Annotated in this window: 18 protein-coding genes; 17 read left to right on the top strand and 1 reads right to left on the bottom strand. The window is 66.8% G+C overall.

Features of this window, described 5'->3' with window-relative positions; genetic code table 11:
• Window positions 1-18: 18 nt before the first annotated feature.
• Entirely contained in the window at window positions 19-978 is a 960-nt protein-coding gene (locus tag AC3A84_RS02585; protein WP_487968160.1) for a LysR family transcriptional regulator, read from the bottom strand.
• 123 nt (window positions 979-1,101) lie between these two features.
• Here AC3A84_RS02585 and AC3A84_RS02580 point away from each other — a divergent pair, with 123 nt between their 5' ends.
• The 17 genes from AC3A84_RS02580 (at window position 1,102) to treZ (ending at window position 24,715) form a co-directional block, all read left to right on the top strand.
• A complete protein-coding gene (locus AC3A84_RS02580) occupies window positions 1,102-2,553 on the top strand; it encodes an aldehyde dehydrogenase family protein (protein WP_487968159.1) in 1,452 nt (483 codons plus the stop codon).
• 67 nt (window positions 2,554-2,620) lie between these two features.
• Window positions 2,621-3,589 (top strand): ABC transporter substrate-binding protein, encoded by a 969-nt coding sequence (locus AC3A84_RS02575; RefSeq protein WP_487968158.1) that lies wholly within the window; start codon window positions 2,621-2,623, stop codon window positions 3,587-3,589.
• An 80-nt stretch (window positions 3,590-3,669) separates the two neighbouring features.
• Window positions 3,670-4,740 carry a multiple monosaccharide ABC transporter substrate-binding protein gene (gene chvE / locus AC3A84_RS02570; protein WP_487968157.1) on the top strand — a complete coding sequence of 357 codons (1,071 nt, stop codon included), beginning with the start codon at window positions 3,670-3,672 and terminating at the stop codon, window positions 4,738-4,740.
• 260 nt (window positions 4,741-5,000) lie between these two features.
• Window positions 5,001-6,518, top strand: a complete 1,518-nt coding sequence (gene mmsA, locus AC3A84_RS02565; RefSeq protein ID WP_487968156.1) for a multiple monosaccharide ABC transporter ATP-binding protein — start codon at window positions 5,001-5,003, stop codon at window positions 6,516-6,518.
• A gap of 10 nt (window positions 6,519-6,528) precedes the next feature.
• Window positions 6,529-7,770, top strand: coding sequence for a multiple monosaccharide ABC transporter permease (gene mmsB, locus AC3A84_RS02560; protein WP_487968155.1), 1,242 nt, complete (start codon window positions 6,529-6,531; stop codon window positions 7,768-7,770).
• 21 nt (window positions 7,771-7,791) lie between these two features.
• Window positions 7,792-9,333 (top strand): sugar ABC transporter ATP-binding protein, encoded by a 1,542-nt coding sequence (locus AC3A84_RS02555; protein ID WP_487968154.1) that lies wholly within the window; start codon window positions 7,792-7,794, stop codon window positions 9,331-9,333.
• Entirely contained in the window at window positions 9,326-10,384 is a 1,059-nt protein-coding gene (locus AC3A84_RS02550; RefSeq protein WP_487968153.1) for an ABC transporter permease, read from the top strand. The genes AC3A84_RS02555 and AC3A84_RS02550 overlap by 8 nt, the downstream gene beginning before the upstream one ends.
• A complete protein-coding gene (yjfF, locus tag AC3A84_RS02545; RefSeq protein WP_487968152.1) occupies window positions 10,381-11,400 on the top strand; it encodes a galactofuranose ABC transporter, permease protein YjfF in 1,020 nt (339 codons plus the stop codon). The genes AC3A84_RS02550 and yjfF overlap by 4 nt, the downstream gene beginning before the upstream one ends.
• 61 nt (window positions 11,401-11,461) lie before the next feature.
• The gene (locus AC3A84_RS02540; RefSeq protein ID WP_487968151.1) at window positions 11,462-13,195 is read left to right on the top strand and encodes an IlvD/Edd family dehydratase; all 1,734 of its coding nucleotides are present in this window, start codon (window positions 11,462-11,464) and stop codon (window positions 13,193-13,195) included.
• A 197-nt stretch (window positions 13,196-13,392) separates the two neighbouring features.
• A complete protein-coding gene (locus AC3A84_RS02535) occupies window positions 13,393-14,331 on the top strand; it encodes a dihydrodipicolinate synthase family protein (RefSeq protein WP_487968150.1) in 939 nt (312 codons plus the stop codon).
• A gap of 10 nt (window positions 14,332-14,341) precedes the next feature.
• Complete coding sequence (locus AC3A84_RS02530; RefSeq protein ID WP_487968149.1) at window positions 14,342-15,391, top strand: 2-dehydro-3-deoxygalactonokinase; 1,050 nt, start codon at window positions 14,342-14,344, stop codon at window positions 15,389-15,391.
• On the top strand, window positions 15,388-16,098 hold the full coding sequence (locus AC3A84_RS02525; RefSeq protein ID WP_487968148.1) for a 2-dehydro-3-deoxy-6-phosphogalactonate aldolase: 711 nt from the start codon (window positions 15,388-15,390) through the stop codon (window positions 16,096-16,098). The genes AC3A84_RS02530 and AC3A84_RS02525 overlap by 4 nt, the downstream gene beginning before the upstream one ends.
• Before the next feature lie 13 nt (window positions 16,099-16,111).
• Window positions 16,112-17,260 (top strand): galactonate dehydratase, encoded by a 1,149-nt coding sequence (gene dgoD, locus AC3A84_RS02520; protein ID WP_487968147.1) that lies wholly within the window; start codon window positions 16,112-16,114, stop codon window positions 17,258-17,260.
• A 275-nt stretch (window positions 17,261-17,535) separates the two neighbouring features.
• On the top strand, window positions 17,536-19,350 hold the full coding sequence (gene glgB / locus AC3A84_RS02515) for a 1,4-alpha-glucan branching protein GlgB (protein WP_487968146.1): 1,815 nt from the start codon (window positions 17,536-17,538) through the stop codon (window positions 19,348-19,350).
• Window positions 19,351-19,368: 18 nt separating this feature from the next.
• Window positions 19,369-20,679 carry a glucose-1-phosphate adenylyltransferase gene (locus AC3A84_RS02510; RefSeq protein WP_487968145.1) on the top strand — a complete coding sequence of 437 codons (1,311 nt, stop codon included), beginning with the start codon at window positions 19,369-19,371 and terminating at the stop codon, window positions 20,677-20,679.
• Window positions 20,680-20,681: 2 nt separating this feature from the next.
• On the top strand, window positions 20,682-22,904 hold the full coding sequence (gene glgX, locus AC3A84_RS02505; protein WP_487968144.1) for a glycogen debranching protein GlgX: 2,223 nt from the start codon (window positions 20,682-20,684) through the stop codon (window positions 22,902-22,904).
• Entirely contained in the window at window positions 22,901-24,715 is a 1,815-nt protein-coding gene (gene treZ / locus AC3A84_RS02500; protein ID WP_487968143.1) for a malto-oligosyltrehalose trehalohydrolase, read from the top strand. The genes glgX and treZ overlap by 4 nt, the downstream gene beginning before the upstream one ends.
• Window positions 24,716-24,737: the final 22 nt, after the last annotated feature.

The following is a 24,737-nucleotide window of genomic DNA, read 5'->3' as shown; positions in this document are numbered from 1 at the left end:
CACGGACCGCGGGCCGCGTCAGTCGGCTTCCAGGCGGACGCCGTACTGCGTCAAACTGATCTGCTTGAGCGCCTTCAACATCACCTTGGCGGCAGGGGATAGCAGGCGATCGGTGCGCGTGATGAGGCCAAAGGCGTCCATGTGGCAGGGCATGGACAGCGGTAGCACCGCCACCATGCCATGCGCGGCGTAGTAGTGCGCCACGTCGGCCCCCACGACGGCGACCATGTCGCTTTGCTGCAGCATGCGCGTCATGAACAGCAGCGACGAGGTCTCCACCGTATCGACCGGCGGCGCCAGCCCATCCTGCCGGAACATCAGGTCGAACCTATGCCGCAGCACGCTGCCCCCAGGCGGCACGATCCAACCGGCCGCCAGCACGTCACGCAAGCTCAACCCGCTCAGATTCGTGAGCGGATGGCCTGGCCGCGTGATGGCGCACACCCGCTCCTCGGTCAGCGGCTCGTAGCGCAACTGACTCTTGTCGTGCTCCGCGAAGAGCCGCCCGATCACGAAGTCCAACCGACCCTGTTCCAGCCGCTCCAGCAGCACCGGGCTGGTCTCGATGTCCAGCGAGATGCGCAGGCTGGGATGCTCCTGCTTGACCAGGGCCACCGCCGCCGGTAGCAGGTTGACCCCGGGCGAGGTGATAGCGCCCACGCCCACCTGCCCGTAATGCCCGGTCTTCAGCGCATGGATCTCGTCATGCGCCTGGTTCAGATTGGCCAGCGCCATGCGCGCGTGACGGATCATGGTCTCGCCGTACCAGGTGGGTCGCATGCCGCGCGGCAGGCGCTCGAAGAGCGAGACCTCCAGCACGTCCTCCAGGTCCTTGAGCAGCTTGGAGGCGGCGGGCTGGGTCATGCTGAGCACCTGCGCCGCTCGGTGGATGTTGCCCTCTTCCGCCAGCGCCACCAGCAGCAAAAGCTGCCGCGTCTTGAGACGTGCGCGGATGAACCAATGGTTGTAAGTGCTCATGGGGTTTTCCAGAATGCCGGGATAGATATCTATTTTGTGCAAAAAACGATTGGATTGATATTCAAATCAAACCTAGAGTCGCTGCACTTCCCGACCGCCCTCCTCCTACAGCCCTGACCTCCCATGAAGCTCGGTGACATGCAGCAGAACCCGCGCCATCTGATCAATGGCCGCTGGGAGATAGGCACCACGACCGGCGTGAGCACCAACCCCTCGGACACTCGCGAAGTCGTGGCGGAACATGCGCGCGCCGATCGCAACCAGACCGAGCAGGCGGTGCGTGCCGCCAGCGACGCACTGGCCTCGTGGAGCCACAGCAATCCGCAGCGCCGTGCCGACGTGCTGGACCTGATCGGCTCCGAACTGCTGGCACGCAAGGACGAATTGGGCAAGCTGCTGGCGCGAGAAGAGGGCAAGACCCTGCCCGAGGCCGTGGCCGAGGTGGCACGCAGCGGGCAAATCTTCAAGTTCTTCGCAGGGGAAGCGCTGCGCATTCCCGGAGAGCTGCATGCATCGGTGCGCCAGGGCGTGCAGGTGGATGTGACACGCGAGCCCGTAGGTGTGGTGGGCATCATCGCCCCCTGGAACTTCCCCTTCGCCATTCCGGCCTGGAAGATCGCACCGGCCCTGGCCTACGGCAATACCGTGGTGTTCAAACCGGCAGAGAACGTGCCCACCTGCGGCTGGGCGCTTTCGGAAATCATCAACCGCAGCGGCCTGCCGGCCGGCGCCTTCAACCTCATCATGGGCAGCGGCCGCGAGGCCGGCCAGACCCTGGTCGATCACCCACTGGTGAATGCGGTGAGCTTCACTGGCTCCGTCGCCACCGGCACCCGCGTGCTGCAGGCCACCACCGCCCGCCGCGCCCGGGTGCAATTGGAGATGGGTGGCAAGAACCCGCTGGTGGTGTTGGCCGATGCCGACCTGGACCAAGCGGTCGAGTGCGCGCTGCAAGGCGGCTATTTCTCCACGGGCCAGCGCTGCACCGCCTCCAGCCGCTTTATCGTCGAAGCCGGCGTGCACGACGCCTTCGTGGCGCGGCTGCGCCAGCGGCTTGAAACCCTGAAGGTAGGCCACGCGCTGGCGCGGGGCACCGAGATGGGGCCTGTGGTGGACGAGCAGCAGCTGGCACAAAACCTCGAGTACATCGCCATCGCCCGCAAGGAAGGCGCGGAGCACATCTTCGGTGGCGAGCGCCTGACGCTCGCCACCCCTGGCCACTACATGAGCCCCGCGCTCTTCCTGGCGCGGCCCGAGCATCGCATCGCCCGCGAGGAGATCTTCGGTCCGGTGGCCTGCGTGCTGCGGGCTGACGGCTACGAACACGCGCTGGCCCTGGCCAACGATACGCCCTTCGGCCTGTGCGCCGGCATCTGCACCACGTCGCTCAAGCACGCCATGCATTTCAAGCGTCACGCCCAGGTGGGCATGACCATGGTGAACCTGCCCACGGCGGGGGTGGACTTCCATGTGCCCTTCGGCGGACGCAAGGATTCCAGCTACGGCCCGCGCGAGCAGGGCAGCCACGCCGCCGAGTTCTACACCACAGTCAAGACGGGCTACACGCTGGCCTGAGCAAGCTTTCATTGCAGTCGTTCGCTGATCCCGATCATCCCAACCACCCCAAAAGACAGGAGACAAGATGACGCAACTGAACCGACGCAAGCTTGCCGCGGGACTGGCCTGCGCACCGCTGGCGGCACTGATGCCCCCAGGTGCGTGGGCACAGAAACCCATCGTGCTGGGCTTCAGCCAGGTGGGTGCCGAGAGCGAATGGCGCACCGCCAACACCGAGTCGATCAAGTCGGCCGCCAAGGAGGCGGGCATCGAGCTCAAGTTTTCCGACGCGCAACAGAAGCAGGAGAACCAGATCAAGGCCATCCGCTCCTTCATCGCACAGCGCGTGGACGTGATCGCGTTCTCGCCGGTGGTCGAATCGGGCTGGGAGCCTGTGCTGCGCGAGGCCAAGGCTGCCAAGATCCCGGTGGTGCTCACGGACCGGGCCGTCAACACCAAAGACCTGTCCCTCTACGTCACCTTCATGGGTTCGGACTTCGTGGAAGAAGGGCGCAAGGCAGGCCGCTGGCTGGTCGAGAAGATGAAGGACAGCAAGGGCGATGTGAACATCGTCGAGCTCCAAGGCACGGTGGGATCGGCTCCAGCCATCGACCGCAAGAAGGGCTTTGAGGAGATCATCAAGGCCGAACCGAAGTTCAAGATCATCCGTTCGCAGACTGGCGATTTCACCCGCGCCAAGGGCAAAGAAGTGATGGAAGCCTTCCTCAAGGCCGAGGGCAAGAAGATCAACGTGCTCTACGCACACAACGACGACATGGCCATCGGCGCGATCCAGGCCATCGAAGAAGCCGGCATGAAGCCCGGCAAGGACATCACCATCATCTCCATCGACGCCGTCAAGGGCGCCTTCGAAGCCATGATGGCCGGCAAGCTCAACGTGACGGTGGAATGTAGCCCGCTGCTGGGCCCTCAGCTCATGGCTGCCGTCAAGGACATCAAGGTCGGCAAGTCGGTGCCCAAGCGCATCGTGACCGAAGAAGGCATCTTCCCGATGGAGACCGCTGCACAAGAGTTCCCCAAGCGCAAGTACTGACGTCGAAGGCGACCCGGGCATCAACGCCCATATTTCCGTTCCCGAGACCCATCACATCCATAAAAACCAGGAGACCTAACGTGAAACGCTTCTTTCTGAAAACCGCCGCTGCCACCCTCGCCCTGGCCGCATTCGGCACCCTGTCGCTGGCCCAGGCGCAAGGCAAAGGCAGCATCGGCATTTCCATGCCAACCAAGTCGTCGGCCCGCTGGATCGCAGACGGCGACAACATGGTCAAGGTGCTCAAGGAGCGAGGCTACAAGACCGATCTGCAATACGCGGACGACGATATCCCCAACCAGTTGGCCCAGATCGAAAACATGGTCACCAAGGGTGCCAAGGTGCTGGTGATCGCATCCATCGACGGTACCACGCTCTCGCGCGTTCTGCAGAACGCAGCCGACAAGGGCGTGAAGGTCATCGCCTACGACCGCCTCATCAAGGGCTCGAAGAACGTGGACTACTACGCCACCTTCGACAACTTCCAGGTCGGCGTGCTGCAGGCTCAGTCGATCGTGGACAAGCTGGGGCTCAAACAAGGCAAGGGGCCGTTCAACATCGAACTTTTCGGCGGCTCGCCCGACGATAACAACGCCTTCTTCTTCTACGACGGCGCCATGAGCGTTCTGCAACCCTACATCGACAGCGGCAAGCTGGTGGTGCGCAGCAAGCAGACCGGCATGAACAAGGTCGGCACGCTGCGCTGGGATGGCGCGACGGCCCAGGCGCGCATGGACAACCTGCTGTCCGCCTACTACGGCAAGGACAAGCTGGATGCAGTGCTCTCGCCGTATGACGGCATCTCCATCGGCATCCTCTCGTCCCTCAAGGGCGTGGGGTACTGCACGGCACAGCAGCCCTGCCCCATCGTCACCGGGCAGGACGCCGAGGTGCCTTCGGTCAAGTCCATCCTGAAGGGCGAGCAGTACTCCACCGTGTTCAAGGACACGCGCGAGCTCGCAAAGGTCGCCGCCAACATGGTGGACGCCGTGCTCTCGGGCAAGCAGCCCGAAATCAACGACACCAAGACCTACAACAACGGCGTGAAGGTCGTGCCCTCATACCTGCTCAAGCCGGTGCTGGTCGATCAGTCGAACTGGAAGAAGGTCCTGCTGGACAGCGGCTACTACAAGGAATCGCAGATCAAGTAACGGGCCGGAGCGCCGCCCCTGTAGAGCGGCTCACAAGGCCCTTCCGGCATCGTTGCCGCATCTTGCTGTACGACCTACTGCCTTCGATGCCGCACCTCGCCAGAACCGCTTTGCCGGGTCGTGTGAGCCGCACTTAGACAGGGTGGCGCCCGCAGGCGTGATGCAGCAGGCACGGGCGCCCTTCGGTCCGCTAAGCGCCGCCGCCGCATCACGCCACCCCGACGATTTACCTTCAGCGATGTCCATCGGACGGCAAGACCATGCTTCTTGAAATGCGGAACATCCGCAAGACCTTCCCCGGGGTGATGGCCCTGGACCGCGTGAACCTGCGCGTGCAGGCCGGCGAGATCCACGCCATCGTGGGCGAAAACGGCGCGGGCAAATCCACGCTGATGAAAGTGCTCTCCGGCGTGTATCCGCACGGCAGCTACAGCGGAGAGATCGTGTTCGAAGGCGAGGAAAGGCGCTTTGCCGGCATCCGCGACAGCGAGCACCTCGGCATCATCATCATCCACCAGGAACTGGCCCTGGTGCCCCTGCTCTCCATCGCAGAAAACATCTTCCTGGGCAACGAAACTGCCCGGCACGGCATCATCGACTGGATGGAGGCGCACAGCAGGACGCAGGCGCTCCTGCAGAAAGTGGGCTTGGCCGAATCCCCCGACACCCTGGTGGGTCAGCTGGGCGTGGGCAAGCAGCAGCTGGTGGAAATCGCCAAGGCGCTATCGCGCGACGTGCGCCTGCTGATCCTGGACGAGCCCACCGCCAGTCTGAACGAAAACGACAGCCAGGCGCTGCTCGATCTGCTGCTGGAGCTCAAGAGCCAGGGCATCACCTGCATCCTGATCTCGCACAAGCTCAACGAAATCTCCCGCGTGGCCGACTCCATCACGGTGTTGCGCGACGGCAGCACGGTGGAGGCCATGGATTGCCGCAGCACGCCTGTCAGCGAAGACCACGTGATCCAGGCCATGGTCGGCCGCGAGATGGCCGACCGCTACCCGCAGCGCACACCCGACATCGGCCCGGTGGCCTTTGAGGTACGGGGGTGGCAGGCCTACCACCCGCAACGGCCCGATGCGCCCTTCCTCAAGGGCATCGACCTGGAGGTGCGCCGCGGCGAGATCGTCGGTATCGCCGGCCTGATGGATGCTGGCCGCACCGAGCTGGCCATGAGCCTCTTCGGCCGCTCCTGGGGCCAGCGCATCAGCGGCGAAGTGCGGCTAAACGGCCAGCCCATCGACGTGGGCACGGTGGAAAAGGCCGTGCGCCACGGCCTCGCCTACGTGACTGAGGACCGCAAAGGCAACGGCCTTGTACTCAGCGAGGACATCCAGTTCAACATCTCGCTGGCCCACCTGGACGGCGTCTCCCGGGCCGGCGTGATCGACGCCGGCGAGGAATACGCGGTAGCCCAGGGCTTTCGCGAGCGCCTGCGCATCCGATCTTCGGGCGTGGACCAGAAGACTCTGAACCTCTCGGGCGGCAATCAACAGAAAGTGGTGCTGGGCAAATGGCTCTTCACCCGCCCCGAAGTGCTCATCCTCGACGAGCCCACGCGCGGCATCGACGTGGGTGCGAAGTACGAGATCTACACCCTCATCGCGCAGCTCGCCGCCGAAGGCAAGTGCGTGATCGTCATCTCTTCGGAGATGCCCGAGTTGCTGGGCATCACCGACCGCCTTTACGTGATGAACGAAGGCCGCTTCGTTGCCGAGATGCCCACCGCCGAGGCATCGCAGGAAAAGATCATGCGCGCCATCGTGAAAGCCCACTGAAATGCCTTCCATGACCTCCTCCACGACCTCCCCCTCCCCTGTGCCTTCGGCTGCTCCTGGGGCCGCAGCAGCAACCGCACCGGCGCGCGCTGCCCGCTCGCCGCTGGATCACGCCCGCCACCACCTGCGCGAGTACGGCATGCTCATCACGCTGGTGGCCATCATGGGCTTCTTCCAGTACATGACCGACGGCACCCTGATGGAGCCGCTCAACCTCACCAACCTGCTGCTGCAAAACAGCTACATCGTCATCATGGCGCTGGGCATGCTGCTGGTGATCGTGGCCGGCCACATCGACCTGTCGGTGGGCTCGGTCAGCGGCTTCATCGGCGCGCTGGCAGCCGTGCTCATGGTGCAGTACGGCTGGCACTTCGTGCCGGCCACGCTGGTCTGCCTGCTGTGCGGCGGCCTCATCGGCGGGCTGCAGGGCTGGTTCGTGGCGTTCTCGCGCATTCCGTCCTTCATCGTCACGCTGGCCGGCATGCTGGTGTTCAAGGGCCTGGCGCTGGCGCTGCTGGCCGGCCAGTCGGTGGGCCCGTTCCCCGATTCCTTCCAGCGCCTGAGCTCGGGCTTCATCCCGGACCTCTTCAGCATGGAGGGCCTGAAGCTCACCTCGCTGCTGCTGGGCGTGTCCGTAGCCGCCGCTCTGGTGGTGGCCGGCATCCGCGCGCGCGCCAACCGTGTGCGCCACGGTGTGCAGGTCGAGCCCGCAGCGTTCTTCGTCGTGCGCAATGCGATGTTTGCTGCGCTGCTCATCTACTTCAGCTACCTGCTGGCTTCCTACAAGGGGCTGCCCAACGTGCTGATCGTGATGGCCCTCCTGATCGTGCTGTTCGACTTCGTGACCAGCCGCACCACCATCGGGCGACGCATCTACGCCATGGGCGGCAACGAAAAGGCGGCCAAGCTGTCGGGCATCAAGACTGAGCGCCTGTCGTTCTATGCCTTCGTCAACATGGGCGTGCTGGCGGCGCTGGCGGGCCTGGTTTTCGCGGCGCGACTCAACACGGCCACGCCCAAGGCCGGGCTAGGCTTCGAGCTGGACGTGATCGCCGCCTGCTTCATCGGCGGGGCCTCGGCCTCGGGCGGCGTCGGCAAGGTCATGGGCGCGGTGATCGGCGCTTTCATCATGGGCGTGATGAACAACGGCATGTCCATCCTGGGCATCGGCATCGACTACCAGCAGGTCATCAAGGGCGTGGTGCTGCTGGCCGCCGTACTGGTGGACGTCTATCACAAGAACAAGGCCTGACGCTCACTGCCCTCCACCGCCATGACCTCGACCATGCGATCGACCGCGGCCGCGCCGGTGCTGGAGCTGGAGGGCATCAGCAAGCAGTTCGCGGGGGTGCCCGTGCTGCAGGAGGTGCAGCTGCGGCTCTACCCCGGAGAGATCCATGCGCTCATGGGGCAGAACGGCGCGGGCAAGTCCACGCTCATCAAGGTGCTCACGGGCGTGCTCAAGGCCAGTGGCGGCGAGATGCGCCTGGCTGGCCAACCGGTGTGGCCGGATTCGCCCCTGGCCGCACAGCGCCTGGGCATCAGCACGGTCTATCAGGAGGTCAACCTCTGTCCCAACCTGTCGGTGGCCGAGAACATCTTCGCGGGCCGCTATCCGCGCCACGGGCTGGCGCAGGGCTTTCGCATCGACTGGGCGCGGATGCAGCAGCGCGCGCGCGCGCTGGTCGCCCGCATCGGCCTGGACATCGACGTTGCGCGGCTTCTGTCCGACTACCCCGTGGCCGTGCAGCAGTTGGTGGCCATCGCCCGGGCGCTGAGCATCGACGCGCGCGTGTTGATTCTGGACGAGCCCACGTCGAGCCTGGACGACGACGAGGTGCGCAAGCTGTTCGACGTACTGCGCCGCCTGCGCGACGAGGGTCTGGCCATCGTCTTCGTTACGCACTTCCTGAACCAGGTCTATGCCGTGTCGGACCGCATCACGGTGCTGCGCAACGGCACCTGGGTCGGTGACTGGGCCGCGAAGGACCTGGGCCCGCAGGCACTGATCTCCGCCATGCTGGGCCGCGAGCTCGGCGCGCATGCCGCGCAGACCCCGGCGCCGCAAGGCGCCGCGACTCACACTCCCGCCCTGCTGCAGGCCGAAGGCTTGGGCCAGACCGGCCAGCTGCAGCCGATGGACCTGCAGATCCGCCCCGGCGAAGTCGTGGGACTGGCCGGCCTGCTGGGCGCGGGCCGCACGGAGCTGGCCCGCCTGCTCTTCGGGCTGGAGCAGCCCGACCGCGGCCTGCTGCGCGTGGACGGCCAGACGGTGACTTTCTCCAACCCCATGGACGCCATCCGGCAGGGCCTGGCCCTGTGCCCCGAAGAACGAAAGACCGACGGCATCGTGGCCGAACTCTCGGTGCGCGAGAACATCGCCCTCGCGCTGCAGGCGCGCATGGGTCTGACGCACTTTCTCTCGCGCGCCCAGCAGACCGCGCTGGCAGAGCGCTACGTGCAGTTGCTGGGCATCAACACGGCCAGCGTGGAAACGCCCATCGGCCTGCTCTCGGGCGGCAACCAGCAAAAGGCCATCCTGGCGCGCTGGCTGGCGACCGAGCCGCGCCTTCTGATCCTCGACGAGCCCACGCGCGGCATCGACGTGGCCGCCAAGCAGGAAATCATGGACCAGATACTGCGCCTGGCGCAGGTGGGCATGGCCGTGATCTTCATCTCGTCGGAGATGAGCGAGGTGGTGCGCGTGGCGCACCGCATCGTGGTGCTGCGCGACCGCCGCAAGGTGGGCGAACTTCCCTCCGGTTGCAGTGAAGACGATATCTACGACCTCATCGCGGAACCCGTCCATGCCTGACCTGCGCCCAACGCCCTTCAGCCCCGTCGCGATGCTGCGCCACCGCTTGGTCTGGCCGGTGATCACCCTGCTGCTGGTACTGGGCATCAACACGGTCTTCAACCCCGGCTTTTTGCACGTGGAGTGGCGCGACGGGCATCTCTACGGCAGCCTGATCGACATCCTCAACCGCGCCGCGCCGCTCGTGCTGGTGTCGCTGGGCATGACCATGGTGATCGCCACGCGCGGCATCGACATCTCGGTGGGCGCCACCGTGGCCATCGCCGCCGCCGTGGCGGCCTGGCTGATCGGCGGGTCGGTGTCGGCCACCGAAAGCCGCTTTCCGCTGCCGGTGGCCCTGCTGGGCGCGATCGGCGTCGCGCTGCTGTGCGGTCTCTGGAACGGCGTGCTCGTTGCCCAGGTGGGCATGCAGCCCATCATCGCCACGCTGATCCTGATGGTGGCGGGCCGGGGCATCGCCCAGCTCATCACCGACGGGCAGATCATCACCATCTACTACGCGCCCTACTTCTTCATCGGCGGGGGCTACCTGGCCGGGCTGCCGTTCTCGCTCTTCGTGGTGGCCGCCGTGTTCGCGGTGCTGTATTTGGCCGTCACGCGCACAGCGCTGGGCCTTTTCATCCAGGCGGTGGGCGTCAACCCCACGGCCGCGCGCGTGGCCGGCGTGCAGGCAGGCCGGCTCACCATGGCGGCCTACGTGTTCTGCGGCGTGTGCGCGGGCATCGCGGGCCTGCTCATCAGCTCCAACGTGAAGAGCGCCGACGGCAACAACGCCGGCCAGCTGATGGAGCTGGATGCGATCCTCGCCGTGACGCTGGGCGGCACCGCGCTCACGGGCGGGCGCTTCAGCCTGGCCGGCAGCGTGATCGGCGCGCTCATCATCCAGACGCTGACCTACGCCATCTATTCGCTGGGCGTGCCGCCCGAGGTGAACCTGGTGGTCAAGGCCGTGGTGGTCTTCCTCGTCATGCTGCTGCAGTCGCCGGAATTCCGCGCCCAGCTGGGCCTGCTGCTGCGCCGCCCCGCAGTCGCCCGGAGGGCCCTGCCATGAGCGCCGTCATGACCCCGCCCACCGCCGGCAGCGCCACCACCGCGCGCAGCCCGCGCCTGACAGCCAAGTACCTGCCGCTGGCCACCACCATCGCGCTCTTCGTGGCCATGGCCACGCTGGGCTCGGTGCGCTATACGGGCTTCTTCTCGGCCCAGGTGTTCCTCAACCTGCTGATCGACAACGCCTTCCTCATCATCGTCGCGGTAGGCATGACCTTCGTGATCCTCTCGGGCGGCATCGACCTCTCGGTGGGCGCCGTGGTCGCGCTGACCACCATGGTGTTCGCCGCCTTGGTCGAGCACCATGGCTGGAGCCCGCTCGCCGCCGTGCCGGTGGTGCTGCTCATGGGTACCTGCTTCGGTGCATTCATGGGCTTTCTGATCGAGCGCTTCCGCCTGCAGCCCTTCATCGTCACGCTGGCGGGCATGTTTCTGGCCCGGGGCCTGTGCTACGTCATCAGCATCGACTCGATCAGCATCACGCACGCAGGCTATTCGGATCTCGCGCAGTGGCGTCTGCAGATCACCGAGACCGCCTCGCTCTCGCTGGGCGCGCTGATCGCCATCGCCGTGGTGCTGGCCGGAATCTTCATCGCACACTGCACGCCGTTCGGCCGCGCCGTCTATGCCGTGGGCGGTAGCGAGGCGTCGGCCTTGCTCATGGGCCTGCCTGTGCGCTCCACGCTGGTGGGGGTCTATACCGTGTCGGGTTTTTGCTCGGCGCTCGCGGGTGTGGTCTTCACCTTCTACATGCTCTCGGGCTATGGCCTGCATGCGGTCGGCATGGAGCTCGACGCCATCGCAGCAGTCGTCATCGGCGGCTCGCTGCTTACAGGCGGCGTGGGCTACGTGGCGGGCACGCTCTTCGGCGTGCTGATGCTCGGAATCATCCAGACCCTGATCTCCTTCGACGGCACGCTCAGCTCATGGTGGACCCGCATTGCCGTCGGCGTGCTGCTCTTCGTCTTCTGCCTTCTGCAGCGCCTGCTCACGCGCCGCCCGGCGCGCGGGCATTGACGCGCCTCTTTTTTTCTTCTGCCATCCCACCCGCCTTCTTTTCTCTTTCGAGCCTTTCACGATGACCACCCCACCGCGCAAACTCCGCTCCACCGAATGGTTCGGCACGGCCGACAAGAACGGCTTCATGTACCGCAGCTGGATGAAGAACCAGGGCATACCGGACCACGAATTCGACGGCCGCCCCATCATCGGCATCTGCAACACCTGGTCCGAGCTCACGCCGTGCAACGCGCACTTCCGCAAGATCGCCGAGCACGTCAAGCGCGGCATCTACGAGGCCGGCGGCTTTCCGGTCGAGTTCCCGGTGTTCTCCAACGGCGAGTCCAACCTGCGGCCCACGGCCATGCTCACGCGCAACCTGGCGAGCATGGACGTGGAGGAAGCCATTCGTGGCAACCCCATCGACGCCGTGGTGCTCCTCACGGGCTGCGACAAGACCACGCCTGCCCTCTTGATGGGTGCGGCCAGCTGCGACGTGCCGGCCATCGTGGTGACGGGCGGGCCCATGCTCAACGGCAAGCTCGACGGCAAGGACATCGGCTCGGGCACCGCAGTGTGGCGCCTGCATGAATCGCTCAAGGCCGGCGAGATCAATGAGCACCAGTTCTTCGCGGCCGAGGCCGGAATGTCGCGCTCGGCCGGCACCTGCAACACGATGGGAACGGCCAGCACCATGGCCTGCATGGCAGAGTCGCTGGGCACCTCGCTGCCGCACAACGCGGCCATCCCGGCGGTGGATGCGCGCCGCTACGTGCTGGCCCACATGTCGGGCCGGCGCATCGTGGAGATGGCGCACGAAGGGCTCACGCTGTCGAAGATCCTCACGCGCGGCGCGTTCGAGAACGCCATACGCACCAACGCGGCCATCGGCGGCTCGACCAATGCGGTGATCCACCTCAAGGCTATCGCGGGGCGCATTGGCGTGGAACTCGAACTCGAAGACTGGACGCGCATCGGCCGCGGAACGCCCACGCTGGTGGACCTGCAGCCCTCGGGCCGCTTCCTGATGGAAGAGTTCTACTACGCCGGCGGCCTGCCCGCCGTGCTGCGCCGCCTGGGCGAGAACGGCCTGCTGCCCGCCCCCGATGCGCTCACCGTCAACGGCAAGAGCCTCTGGGACAACGTGCGCGAGGCCCCCCAGTACAACGACGAGGTCATCCGCCCGCTCGACAACCCGCTGATCACGGATGGCGGCATCTGCATCCTGCGCGGCAACCTGGCGCCGCGCGGAGCGGTGCTCAAGCCCTCGGCCGCCACACCCGAGTTGCTCAAGCACCGGGGCCGCGCCGTGGTGTTCGAGAACCTGGAGCACTACAAGGAACGCATCGTCGATGAGAACCTGGACATCGACGCCAGCTGCGTGATGGTGATGAAGAACTGCGGCCCCAAGGGCTACCCGGGAATGGCCGAGGTAGGCAACATGGGCCTGCCGCCGAAGCTGTTGCGTCAGGGGGTGAAGGACATGGTGCGCATCTCCGACGCCCGCATGAGCGGCACGGCCTATGGCACCGTAGTGTTGCACGTGGCGCCCGAGGCTGCCGCACTGGGACCGCTGGCCGCCGTCCGCGATGGCGACTTCATCGAACTCGACTGTGAAAACGGCCGCCTGCACCTGGATATCAGCGACGAAGAGCTGGCCGAGCGTCTGACCGCGCTGCGAGGCGAAGACAAAGGGGGGCGTGGCGGCTATCAGAGGCTCTACGTGGACCATGTGTTGCAGGCCGATGAGGGCTGCGACTTCGACTTCCTGGTCGGCTGCCGGGGCGCCGCCGTGCCCCGCCATTCGCATTGACTGATGAACACCCCTCTGAGGCGCTGCGCGCCTTCCCCCGGCTCTCGCAACGCTGCGCGTTGCGGGCAGGGGGACGCAGCCGTCGCTGCGGGGCGGCCCTTGCTCGGCTGCACTGGCTTTGGGCCGCGCCAGTCGGGCTGGCCGCGCGCAGAGCGAAGCGCCCGGCGGACCTGAACAACTCTTGAATTCGTGACCTTATGCCAGCAACACACTCTGCCCAAAATCCCCGCTACCGCGGCATCTTCCCTGTCGTGCCGACCACTTTCAACGAAGACGGCAGCCTTGATCTGGAGAGCCAGAAGCGCTGCCTGGATTTCATGATCGATGCCGGCGTGGACGGGCTGTGCATCCTGGCCAACTTCTCCGAGCAGTTCTCTCTATCGGATGCCGAGCGCGAGACGCTCACGCGGACCTCGCTGGAGCATGTCGCGGGCCGCGTGCCGGTGATCGTCACCACCACCCACTACGGCACTCGCGTGTGCGCCGAGCGCAGCCGCGCCGCGCAGGACATGGGCGCCGCCATGGTCATGATCATGCCGCCCTACCACGGCGCCACCTTCCGCGTGCCCGAGGCGCAGATCCACGAGTTCTACGCCCGCGTGTCCGACGCCATCGACATTCCCATCATGGTGCAGGACGCGCCGGCCAGCGGCACGGTGCTCTCGGCCCCGTTCCTGGCCCGCATGGCGCAGGAGATCGAGCACCTGGCCTATTTCAAGATCGAGACCCCCGGCGCCGCCAGCAAGCTGCGCGAGCTGATCCGCCTGGGAGGCGATGCCATCGAGGGCCCGTGGGACGGCGAAGAGGCCATCACCCTGCTGGCCGACCTGGACGCGGGCGCCACCGGCGCCATGACGGGCGGCGCCTTCCCGGACGGCATCCGCCCCATCATCGAAGCCCACCGCCAGGGCGACATGGACCAGGCCTTCGCGCTCTACCAGCGCTGGCTGCCGCTCATCAACCACGAGAACCGCCAGGGCGGCATCCTCACGGCCAAGGCGCTGATGAAGGAAGGCGGCGTGATCGCCTGCGAGGCCGGCCGCCACCCGTTCCCGCCCATGCACCCCGAGGTGCGGCGCGGCCTGATCGACATCGCGCGCCGGCTCGATCCGCTGGTGCTGCGCTGGTCTCGCTGAGCTGAAAGCCATGACCGAAACCGCTGCCGGCCTCCAGGGCACCCGCCTCATCGCGCTCGACTGGGGCACCAGCTCGCTGCGCGCCTACCGCCTGGGCGACGGGGCCCGCGTGCTGGAACTGCGCCACCGCCCCTGGGGCATCATGCACCTGCCCCCGGCGCCGGCCGGCGCCGACGCCAGCCCCGAGGCCGCCTTCGAGCGCGCCCTGCAGGACACCTGCGGCGACTGGCTCGCCACCAACGCCGCCCTGCCCCTGCTGGCCTGCGGCATGGTGGGCAGCGCCCAGGGCTGGCGCGAGGCGCGCTACCTGCACACGCCCACATCACTCGACGCGCTGGCCCAGGGCCTGACCCGCGTGGAGCGCCCCGGCGGCCAGCCGCTGCACATCGTGCCCGGCCTGCTGCAGCCCGGCAACCTGCCCAACGTGATGCGCGGCGAGGAAACCCAGGTGCTGGGCGTTCTGGCCCTGCGGCCCGCCGAGGACGGCGGCCCCTGGCTGGTCGGCCTGCCCGGCTCCCACAGCAAGTGGGTGGTGGCGCAGCGCGGCAGGATCGAGGGCTTCCACACCTTCATGACCGGGGAGGTCTTCGCCGCCCTGCGCGGCCACACCATCCTGGGCAAGACCATGGCCGCAGCCGCAGCACCAGGCGCGCCGGACGACTCAGCCTTCGTGCGCGGCCTGCAGGTGGCGAGCGGCAGCGATGCCGGCCTGGGCCTGCTCTCGCATATTTTCAGCACGCGCACGCTGGGCCTCACCGGCGTGTTGCCCGCCAGCGCCCAGGCCGACTACCTCTCGGGCCTGCTCATCGGCCACGAGATCGCCGCACTCGCCCGCGTGCACCCGCCCGGTGGCGGTGGCACAGCGCCCGTCCAGCCGCTGCTCTGCGGCGAGCCGGACCTCTGCCGCCGCTACGCCCTCGCCCTGCGGCTGCAGGGCTTCGCCGAGCCCGCCATCGCCGCCCAGGCCACGCCCACCGGGCTCTGGCAGATCGCCCAGGCCGCCGGCCTGCTGTCCCCAGGCGCGCCGCAACCTTCATCCGCAGAGAGCCTTGCCGCATGACCACCATTGACCACACCCTGTTCCACGCCATGCAACGCTGCGGCCTCATCGCCATCCTGCGAGGCATCCAGCCCCATGAGGCCGAGCCCGTCGGCCAGGCCCTCTACGACGCGGGCTTCCGCATCATCGAAGTGCCGCTCAACTCGCCCGAGCCGCTGGCCAGCATCCGCGCACTGCGCAACGCCCTGCCGGCCGACTGTGTGGTGGGCGCGGGCACCGTGCTGTCAGCCCAGGCCTGCGCCGAGGTGGCCGAGGCCGGCGGACAGATCATCGTCATGCCGCACAGCGACCCGGCCGTGATTCGCGCTGCCCGCGCCGCGGGCCTGGCCTGCGCGCCCGGCGTGGCCACCCTGACCGAAGCCTACGCAGCGCTCGCCGCCGGCGCCAGCCTGCTCAAGCTCTTTCCGGCGGAAGCCCTGCCTCCGGCCGTGCTGAAAGCCTGGCGGGCCGTGATCCCGCCCAGCGTAGCGCTGGCGCCTGTCGGCGGCATCGCCCCCGAAAGCATCGCGGTCTATGCCGCAGCCGGGGCCAGCGGCTTCGGCCTGGGCTCCGCCCTCTACCGACCCGGCAACAGTGCCGCCGACGTGGCCCGCAAGGCTGTGGCCTTCATCCAGGCCTGGCACGACGCCTACGGCATGGCCCGCACCTGCGGGCAGGCCACGCAAGCGCCCGCGCCGCCAACCTCCAATGCCGCCTCCGTTTCCTGACACATCCCCCACCATGAAGATCACCCGACTGACCACGTTCCTGGTGCCACCGCGCTGGTGCTTTCTGAAAATCGAGACCGACGAAGGCATCGTCGGCTGGGGCGAGCCCGTGCTCGAAGGCCGCGCCCAAACCGTGGCCGCGGCAGTGGAAGAGCTGGCCGACTACCTGATAGGTAAGGACCCACGCAACATCGAAGATCACTGGACAGTGCTCTACCGCGGCGGCTTCTACCGGGGCGGCGGCGTGCACATGAGCGCTCTGGCCGGCATCGACCAGGCGCTCTGGGACATCAAGGGCAAGGCACTGGGCGTGCCTGTGTCCGACCTGCTGGGCGGCAACGTGCGCGACAAGATCCGCGTCTATAGCTGGATCGGCGGTGACCGCCCGGCCGAAACCGCGCGCCAGGCCCGCGATGCGGTGGACCGGGGCTTCACCGCCGTGAAGATGAACGGCACCGAAGAGATGCAGTTCGTGGACAGCTTCGACAAGGTCGAACGCTGCCTGCAGAACGTGGCGGCCGTGCGCGAAGCCGTGGGGCCTCACGTCGGTATCGGCGTAGACTTCCACGGGCGCGTCCACCGCCCTATGGCCAAGGTGCTCATCAAGGAGCTGGAGCCCTACAAGCTCATGTTCATCGAAGAGCCCGTGCTCAGCGAGCACCATGAGGCGCTGAAAGAGATCGCTCGCATCTCGTCCACCCCTATAGCCCTTGGCGAGCGGCTCTATTCGCGCTGGGACTTCAAGCGCGTGCTGCAGGAAGGCTACGCCGACATCATCCAGCCCGACCCGTCGCACTCCGGCGGCATCACCGAAACACGCAAGATCGCCTCGATGGCCGAGGCCTACGACGTGGCCCTGGCGCTGCACTGCCCTCTCGGTCCCATCGCGCTGGCCGCCAACCTGCAGCTCGATGCCGTCTGCTACAACGCCTTCATCCAGGAGCAGAGCCTGGGCATCCACTACAACCAGGAAAACGACCTGATGGACTACCTCTCCAATCCAGAGGTATTCGCCTACCAGGACGGCATGGTCGCCATCCCGCGCGGCCCGGGCCTGGGCATCGAGGTCAACGAAGACTACGTGCGCGAACGCGCCCAGCAGGGCCACCGCTGGCGCAACCCGGTGTGGCGCCACAAGGACGGCAGCTTCGCCGAGTGGTGAGACTTCAAAGCGCCCCGCCCAGCCGGTGCTGAGCCGCGGCGGAACACGTCGCTGCAGAAGGGCGGCAGCAGGAGTTCCTGCCGGTGATTTAACTGTCGTTCTGCTGACGAGACCGGGCGGTCTTCGCTACCGTAGTCCGGCACCTACGGAGCGTGGCGGCACGATCTTGCAGGTCAGTTGTGCGCTGCAACAGAGGATGCGACACAGCATCTATGTTGGCCCAAACAAACCGCCCTTCCTCGCAGACACCGCCATCCGTCGGTGTCTCATCGCACTTGCGCCAATTTGAAAGCCTGGGCGCGCACGCCGCGCCAGAGGGCACCACGTTCGCGGTCTGGGCGCCCAACGCCACCCATGTGGATGTGATCGGCTCGTTCAGCCGCTGGCAGCCGCACCCCATGGAGCGACTGGCCGACGGCTCGGGCCGCTGGACCGCCAAAGTGGCAGGCGCCCGGCACGGCGACTTCTACAAGTACCGCATCCACACGGCAGACGGGCAGTCCCTCGACAAGGCCGACCCCTACGCTACCCGCTCCGAGCTCGCCCCGGGCACCGCCTCGCAGATCTGGCACCTGGACTACGCCTGGAGCGACCAGGCCTGGATGCAGTCGCGCGCGAAGCGCCAGAGCCAGGATTCGGCCATTTCGATCTATGAAGTGCATCTGGGCTCCTGGCAGCGGCATGAAGACGGCAGTTTCCTGAACTACCGCGAAGTCGCCCACCGCCTGGCGGCCCACTGCGAAACCATGGGCTTCACGCATGTGGAGCTCATGCCGGTGACGGAGCACCCCTTCTACGGCTCCTGGGGCTACCAGACCACCGGGTACTTCTCCCCTACGGCGCGTTACGGCGAGCCGCAGGACCTGATGGCCCTGGTGGACACGCTGCACCAGCACGGCATCGGGGTGGTGGTGGACTGGGTGGCATCGCACTTCCCCTCCGACGCCCATGGCCTCGCCCGCTTCGACGGCACGGCGCTCTACGAGCACGAAGACCCGCGCCGCGGATTCCACCCCGAGTGGAACAGCCTGATCTTCAATTACGGCCGCTACGAGGTGCGCGACTTCCTGATCGGCAATGCGCTCTTCTGGCTGGAGAAGTACCACTTCGACGCGATCCGCGTGGATGCCGTGTCGTCCATGCTGTATCTGGACTTCTCGCGCAAGCCCGGCGAGTGGATTCCCAATGCGGACGGCGGCAACCAGAACTGGGAGGCCGTGCGCTTCCTGCAGGACCTGAATACGGCGGTGTATGCCGCCTTCCCGGATGTGCACGTCATCGCGGAAGAGTCCACCTCGTGGAGCGGCGTCTCGCGCCCCGTGCACGACGGCGGCCTGGGCTTCGGCATGAAGTGGAACATGGGCTGGATGAACGACACGCTGCGCTACATGGAGCGCCAGCACATCCACCGCGCCTGGCACGGCGACGACATTCGCTTCTCCGCGGCCTACGCCTTCGACGAGAACTTCGTGCTGGCGCTCTCGCACGACGAAGTCGTTTATGGCAAGCACAGCCTGCTCATGCGCCAGCCGGGCGACGAATGGCAGCGCTTCGCCGGCCTGCGCACCCTCTACGGAATGATGTGGTCGCATCCGGGCAAGAAGCTGCTCTTCATGGGCGGCGAATTCGCGCAGGTCGAGGAATGGCACCACGAGCGCACGCTCGACTGGCACCTCTGGGCGAAATCCGGCCATCAGGGCGTCGCGCGCTGGGTGGCGGACCTGAACCGCACCTACCGCGCCCTGCCAGCGCTGCACGCCACCGACTTCGACCGCTCGGCTTTCCGCTGGGCGCAGCTCTCCCAGCCCGATGCGACGGTGCTCGCCGTCCTGCGCCAGCACGGCGGCGAGATCGTGCTGGCCATCCACAACCTCACGCCGCGCCCCTTCCACGGCCAGCAGGTCCAGGTACCGGCGGGCGGCCACTGGCACGAGCTGCTCAACAGCGACGCCCACTGCTACGGCGGCAGCGGCATGGGCAACGCCGGCGGCGTGACGGCTGAGCCGCTGTCCCACGAATCCTGGAGCGTCACTCTCACGGTGCCGCCGCTTGCCACGCTTTTATTGTCTAACCGTCCCGTCCGGGCCTGATCTCACAGGAGTTTCGCCATGTCTCGCACACGCAATGTTCTCGCCATCGTGATGGCCGGAGGCGAAGGATCTCGCCTGCACCCCCTGACTGCCGAACGCTGCAAGCCTGCCGTTCCGTTCAACGGCAAGCACCGCATCGTGGACTTCGTGCTCTCCAACCTCGTCAATTCCGAGATCTACTCGATCTACCTGCTGGTGCAGTACAAGTCGCAGTCGCTGATCGAGCACATCCGCCAGTCGTGGACCATGACGCGCTTCATCCCCGAGCACTTCGTGACCGTGGTGCCACCGCAGATGCGCAACGGCCCCGAGTGGTTCCAGGGCACGGCCGATTCGGTCTACCAGAACATCCACCTGATCGAGTCGTTCCAGCCCGACATCGTGGCCGTGTTCGGCGCCGATCACATCTACCGCATGGACGTGCGCCAGATGGTGGACTTCCACATCGCCAACAACGCCCATGTGAGCGTGGCCACCCTGCCGGTTCCGCTGTCGCAGAGCAATCAGTTCGGCATCGTGGACATCGACGCCAACCACCGCATCCGCGATTTCGTCGAAAAGCCCGCCACGACCGAACCCATGCCGGGCAGCAGCACGCATGCGCTCGCTTCCATGGGCAACTACCTCTTCAATGCCGACGTGCTGCTGGAGGAACTCAAGAAGGCGCACGCCACCGGCCACAGCGACTTCGGCCGCGACATCCTCCCCACTATGCTGAAGTCTCACCGCCTGATGGCCTACGACTTCACCACCAACGAGATCCCCGGCACCGAGCCCTACGAGGAACATGCCTACTGGCGCGATGTCGGCACCATCGACGCTTACTTCGACGCCCACTTCGATACCCTGGGTGCCACGCCGCGCTTTCGCATGACCAACCGCCAGTGGCCCATCTACGCCAGCCCCGACCAGGCCGAGTCGGCACAGATCGAAGAAGGGGTGATCCGCCGCTCGGTGGTGGGCTCCGGCAGCATCGTGGATGGCGCCATGCTCGACCACGCCATGCTGCGCCGCTCGGTGCTGGTCGAGCGCAACGCACGGCTGGAGCATTGCATCGTGATGGAGCGCTCGCGCATTGGCCACGGCGCGCAGGTGCGCCGCGCCATCATCGACCAAGACAACGACATACCTCCCGGTGAGCGCATCGGTTTCGATCTGGAGGCCGACCGCAAACGCTTTCCGGTCACGCCCAGCGGCATCGTCGTAGTGCCCCGCTGCTACTTCCCCATCAAGCGACGCGATGCCGCGAAGGAAGGCACGGAGCCCGGCCGCCTGCCGCTGCCCACCTCCATCCCTGCCTGCCCGGCCGACGCCGAACTGATCGCCTGATGATGATGATGCGTACCGACACCGGAGCTGCCACGGCCGCCAGCAAAAGCGGCCGCCGCGCCCGCGCGGCCCAGTACACCGTGGAACGCGGCGAGCCCTGGCCCCTTGGAGCCTCGCCCAACCGCAACGGCGTGAACTTCGCCGTGTATTCCAGCGTGGCCGACCGCGTGGAGGTCTGCCTCTATGCCGACGGCGACCGCGAGATCCAGCGCATCACCCTGCCGGCCCTGACCGACGATGTCTGGCACGGCTACGTGCCGGGCCTCAAGCCCGGCCAGCGCTACGGCCTGCGCGTGCATGGCCCCTACGAGCCCGAGGCCGGCAAGCGCTGCAACCCGGCCAAGCTGCTGATCGACCCCTACGCCCGCGCGCTGGACCGCAAGATCGTCGGCAGCATCGACCAGTTCGGCTATGCCGTGGGCCAGGACGACGAAGACCTGGTGCCGGGCGACGTGGACAACGGTTCCACCGCTCCCAAGGCCGTGGTGGTGCGCTCCAGGTTCGACTGGGGCGACGACCAGCCCCCGCGCGTGCCGGCAGAGGACACGGTGTTCTACGAAGTGCACGTCAAAGGCTTTACGCAGACGCTGCAGGACGTGCCCGAGGCACAGCGCGGCACCTATGCAGGCCTCGCCTCGCCGGCCGCCATCGCCCACCTCAAGAAGATCGGCGTGACCAGCGTGGAGCTGCTGCCCGTGCAGGCCTTCATCGACGACCAGCGCCTGGTGGAACTGGGCCTGGCCAACTACTGGGGCTACAACACCGTGGCCTTCTTCGCGCCCGATCCGCGCTACGCTGCGCGCGGCGCCACCGACGGCGGGGTCGACGAGTTCAAGCGCATGGTGAAGGCGTTGCATGCCGAAGGGCTCGAGGTGATCCTCGACGTGGTCTACAACCACACCGGCGAAGGCAACCACCTGGGGCCCACGCTAAGCCTGAAGGGCATCGACAACTGCGCCTATTACCGTCTGTCTGATGAATCCGCGCGCTTCTACGTGGACTACACCGGAACCGGCAACACGGTGGACACGAGCCATGCGCCCGCCCTGAGGCTGGTGCTCGACAGCCTGCGCTACTGGGTCACGGAAATGCATGTGGACGGCTTCCGGTTCGACCTGGCCTCCGCACTGGGCCGCGATGCGGCCGGCGCGTACACCTGGCGCGCGCCCTTCTTCGCAGCCATTGCACAGGACCCGGTGCTGTCTCGCGTCAAGCTCATCGCCGAACCGTGGGACCTAGGACCCGATGGATATCAGCTCGGCGGCTTCCCCACCGGCTGGATGGAATGGAACGGCCGCTACCGCGACGCGGTGCGCGACTACTGGGCCCAGGCCGATTCCAGCCTGCCGGGCCTGGCGGCCAGCCTCTGCGGTTCGGCCGACATGCTGGAGCCGCGCCGCCGCCGGCCGACGGCCAGCGTCAATTTGGTAACCGTGCATGACGGCTTCACGCTGGCAGACCTCGTCAGCTACAACGAAAAGCACAACGAGGCCAACCAGGAAGGCGGCAATGACGGCGAGAACCACAACCGCAGCTGGAACTGTGGGGCCGAAGGCGATAGCGAAGACCCTGCCATCATCGACCTGCGCGCCCGGCAGACGCGCAACCTGCTCACCACCCTGTTCCTCTCGCACGGCACGCCGCTGCTTCTGGGCGGCGACGAGCTGGCCCGCACGCAGGGCGGCAACAACAATGGCTACTGCCAGGACTCCGAAATCTCCTGGTACGACTGGCAGCGTGCGCAGGAGCCCTTCGCCCAGGAGCTGCAGCACTTCACCGCCGAATTGATCGCGCTGCGGCGCTCGCTACCGGTGGTACGGCTGAGCGAATGGCCGCACCACCGCGCCGGCGAGGCTGCCCTGGTCACGGTGGAGTGGAAAAGCGTATGGGGCCTGCCCATGAGCGCCGAGGAGTGGAACGATCCGACTGTGCGTTGCGTGGCCGCCTTCATGGAAAGCCGCCGGGCAAACGAAGAGTCGGTGATGCTGCTGTTCAACGCATCGAACGAGGAAGCGCATTTCACGCTGCCCGCAGAGCCCGAGGGCCGCGCCTGGAAACTGCGGCTGGACACGCGCGATGCCTGTATCCACTCGGCCGACGCCGAGGACGCCCCTCATGTGGATGCAGGGGGCCAATGGATTCTGCAGCCTCATTCAATGGCCGTATTCACCGCCCCCACCCTCACCCCGGCGGCTACGGACGACACCCGGCCGAACGTGGCATGAGCACACGCCATCCCATGCCCTTCGGCGAGACGCCGACCCATGAAGGTGGCCGACTCTTCGCTCTGTGGGCGCCCGCAGCCCAGGAAGTCGCCCTGATGCACGGCGGCGCCACAGCGGAGGGCGAGCTACCCCACCGGGTGCTGGCGCGGCGCGATGCCGACGGCTGGTGGCGCGCTCAACTGCCTGAATGCCCACCAGGCACCCGCTACCAGTGGTGCATCGACGGCACACTGCGCGCGCCTGATCCGGCATCGCGCTACAACCCGCGTGGGCCGCACCATCCCAGCGAAGTGATCGCGCCAGAGGCCTTTCCATGGCGAACGCAGTGGCCGGGCCGGCCCTGGCATGAACTGGTGTTCTACGAACTGCACGTGGGCAGCTTCACTACCGACGGCACCTATGCTGCTGCGCAAGAACATCTGCCCCGACTCGCCGAACTCGGCTTCACCGCGATCGAACTCATGCCCTTGGCCACCTTCGTGGGAGAGTGGGGCTGGGGCTACGACGGCGTGCTGCCGTACGCCCCGCACCCTGCCTACGGCTCGCCCGACGACCTCAAGCGCTTCATCGACGCGGCGCACGCCCTGGGCCTCTGCGTATTCATCGACGTGGTTTACAACCACTTTGGGCCCGACGGCAACTACCTACACGCCTACGCGCCCCATTTCTTCTCCCAGGACCATCAGAGCCCCTGGGGGGCAGCGCTGAACTTCGACAGGCCCGGCAGCGAGACCGTGCGCGACTTCTTCATCCACAACGCGCTCTATTGGCTGCAGGAATTCCGCGCCGACGGTCTGCGGCTCGATGCCGTCCACGCCATCACCGACGAGAGCAGCCCCGACATCCTGGAAGAACTCAGCGCCCGCGTTCGTGAACTGGCCCCGACCTGCGGCCGCCCCCTGCACCTGGTGCTGGAAAACGAGCACAACGAGGCCCGCCGCCTGGCTGCCACGGCAGTGCCGGGCCTCTACGACGGGCAGTGGAACGACGACTTCCACCACAGCATCCACGTCGCGCTCACGCAAGAAACGCAAGGCTATTACGCCAAGTTCGGTGAGGACCCGATTGCCCTGCTAGGCCGTGTCTTCACGCACGGCTTCGCGTTCGAGCACGGCCAGCTCAGTAGCGCAGCGCCCGCGCCGCTGGGCGCGCTCGTCCAGTTCATGGGCAACCATGACCAGATCGGTAACCGAGCCTTCGGGGAACGCCTGGCGAGCCTCGCCCCGTCACCGGATGCGGTGGAACTGGCCCTGCTCCTGTCGCTGTTGACTCCGGCTCTGCCCATGGTGTTCATGGGCGACGAGTTCGGAGCCTCCACTCCATTCCTCTATTTCGCCAACTGGGAGGGCGACCTGCGCCAGGCTGTGCGCGAAGGGCGGCAGCGCGAGTTCAGCCACGAAGTGCCGCCGGGACGCAAATTGCCGGACCCCTGCGACATCTCCTCGCTGCTCGCCAGCCAGCTGCGCTGGGACGAATCCGCATCGCCCGCCGGCCAGGCGCGCAGCGATCTCGTCCGCCGCGCGCTGCAGGCACGGCGCGAGTGGCTCGTGCCCCTGGCGCAGCAGTTGCAAAGCGCCGGGCACACCGCCGAACGCATGGGCCCGCAGGCGCTGCGCGTTCAGTGGCGCTACGCTGGCGACACCCGCCTGCAGCTGGAAGTCAACCTCGGCAGCACGGCCATCGAGGTGGCGGCCACGGGAGTGCCGATGGAGCACGCCTCGCAAGCCATCTTCTCCTACCACCGCGGCAGCAGCGATGAAAGCCTCTGGCCCGCCTGGTCTGCCCGCTGGACCCTGCTGAATCCTCCTTGAAGGCAACGACGCCGCTCTCCGA

Source organism: Paracidovorax sp. (assembly GCF_057642795.1).
This window is presented reverse-complemented; position numbering and strand designations above follow the sequence as displayed.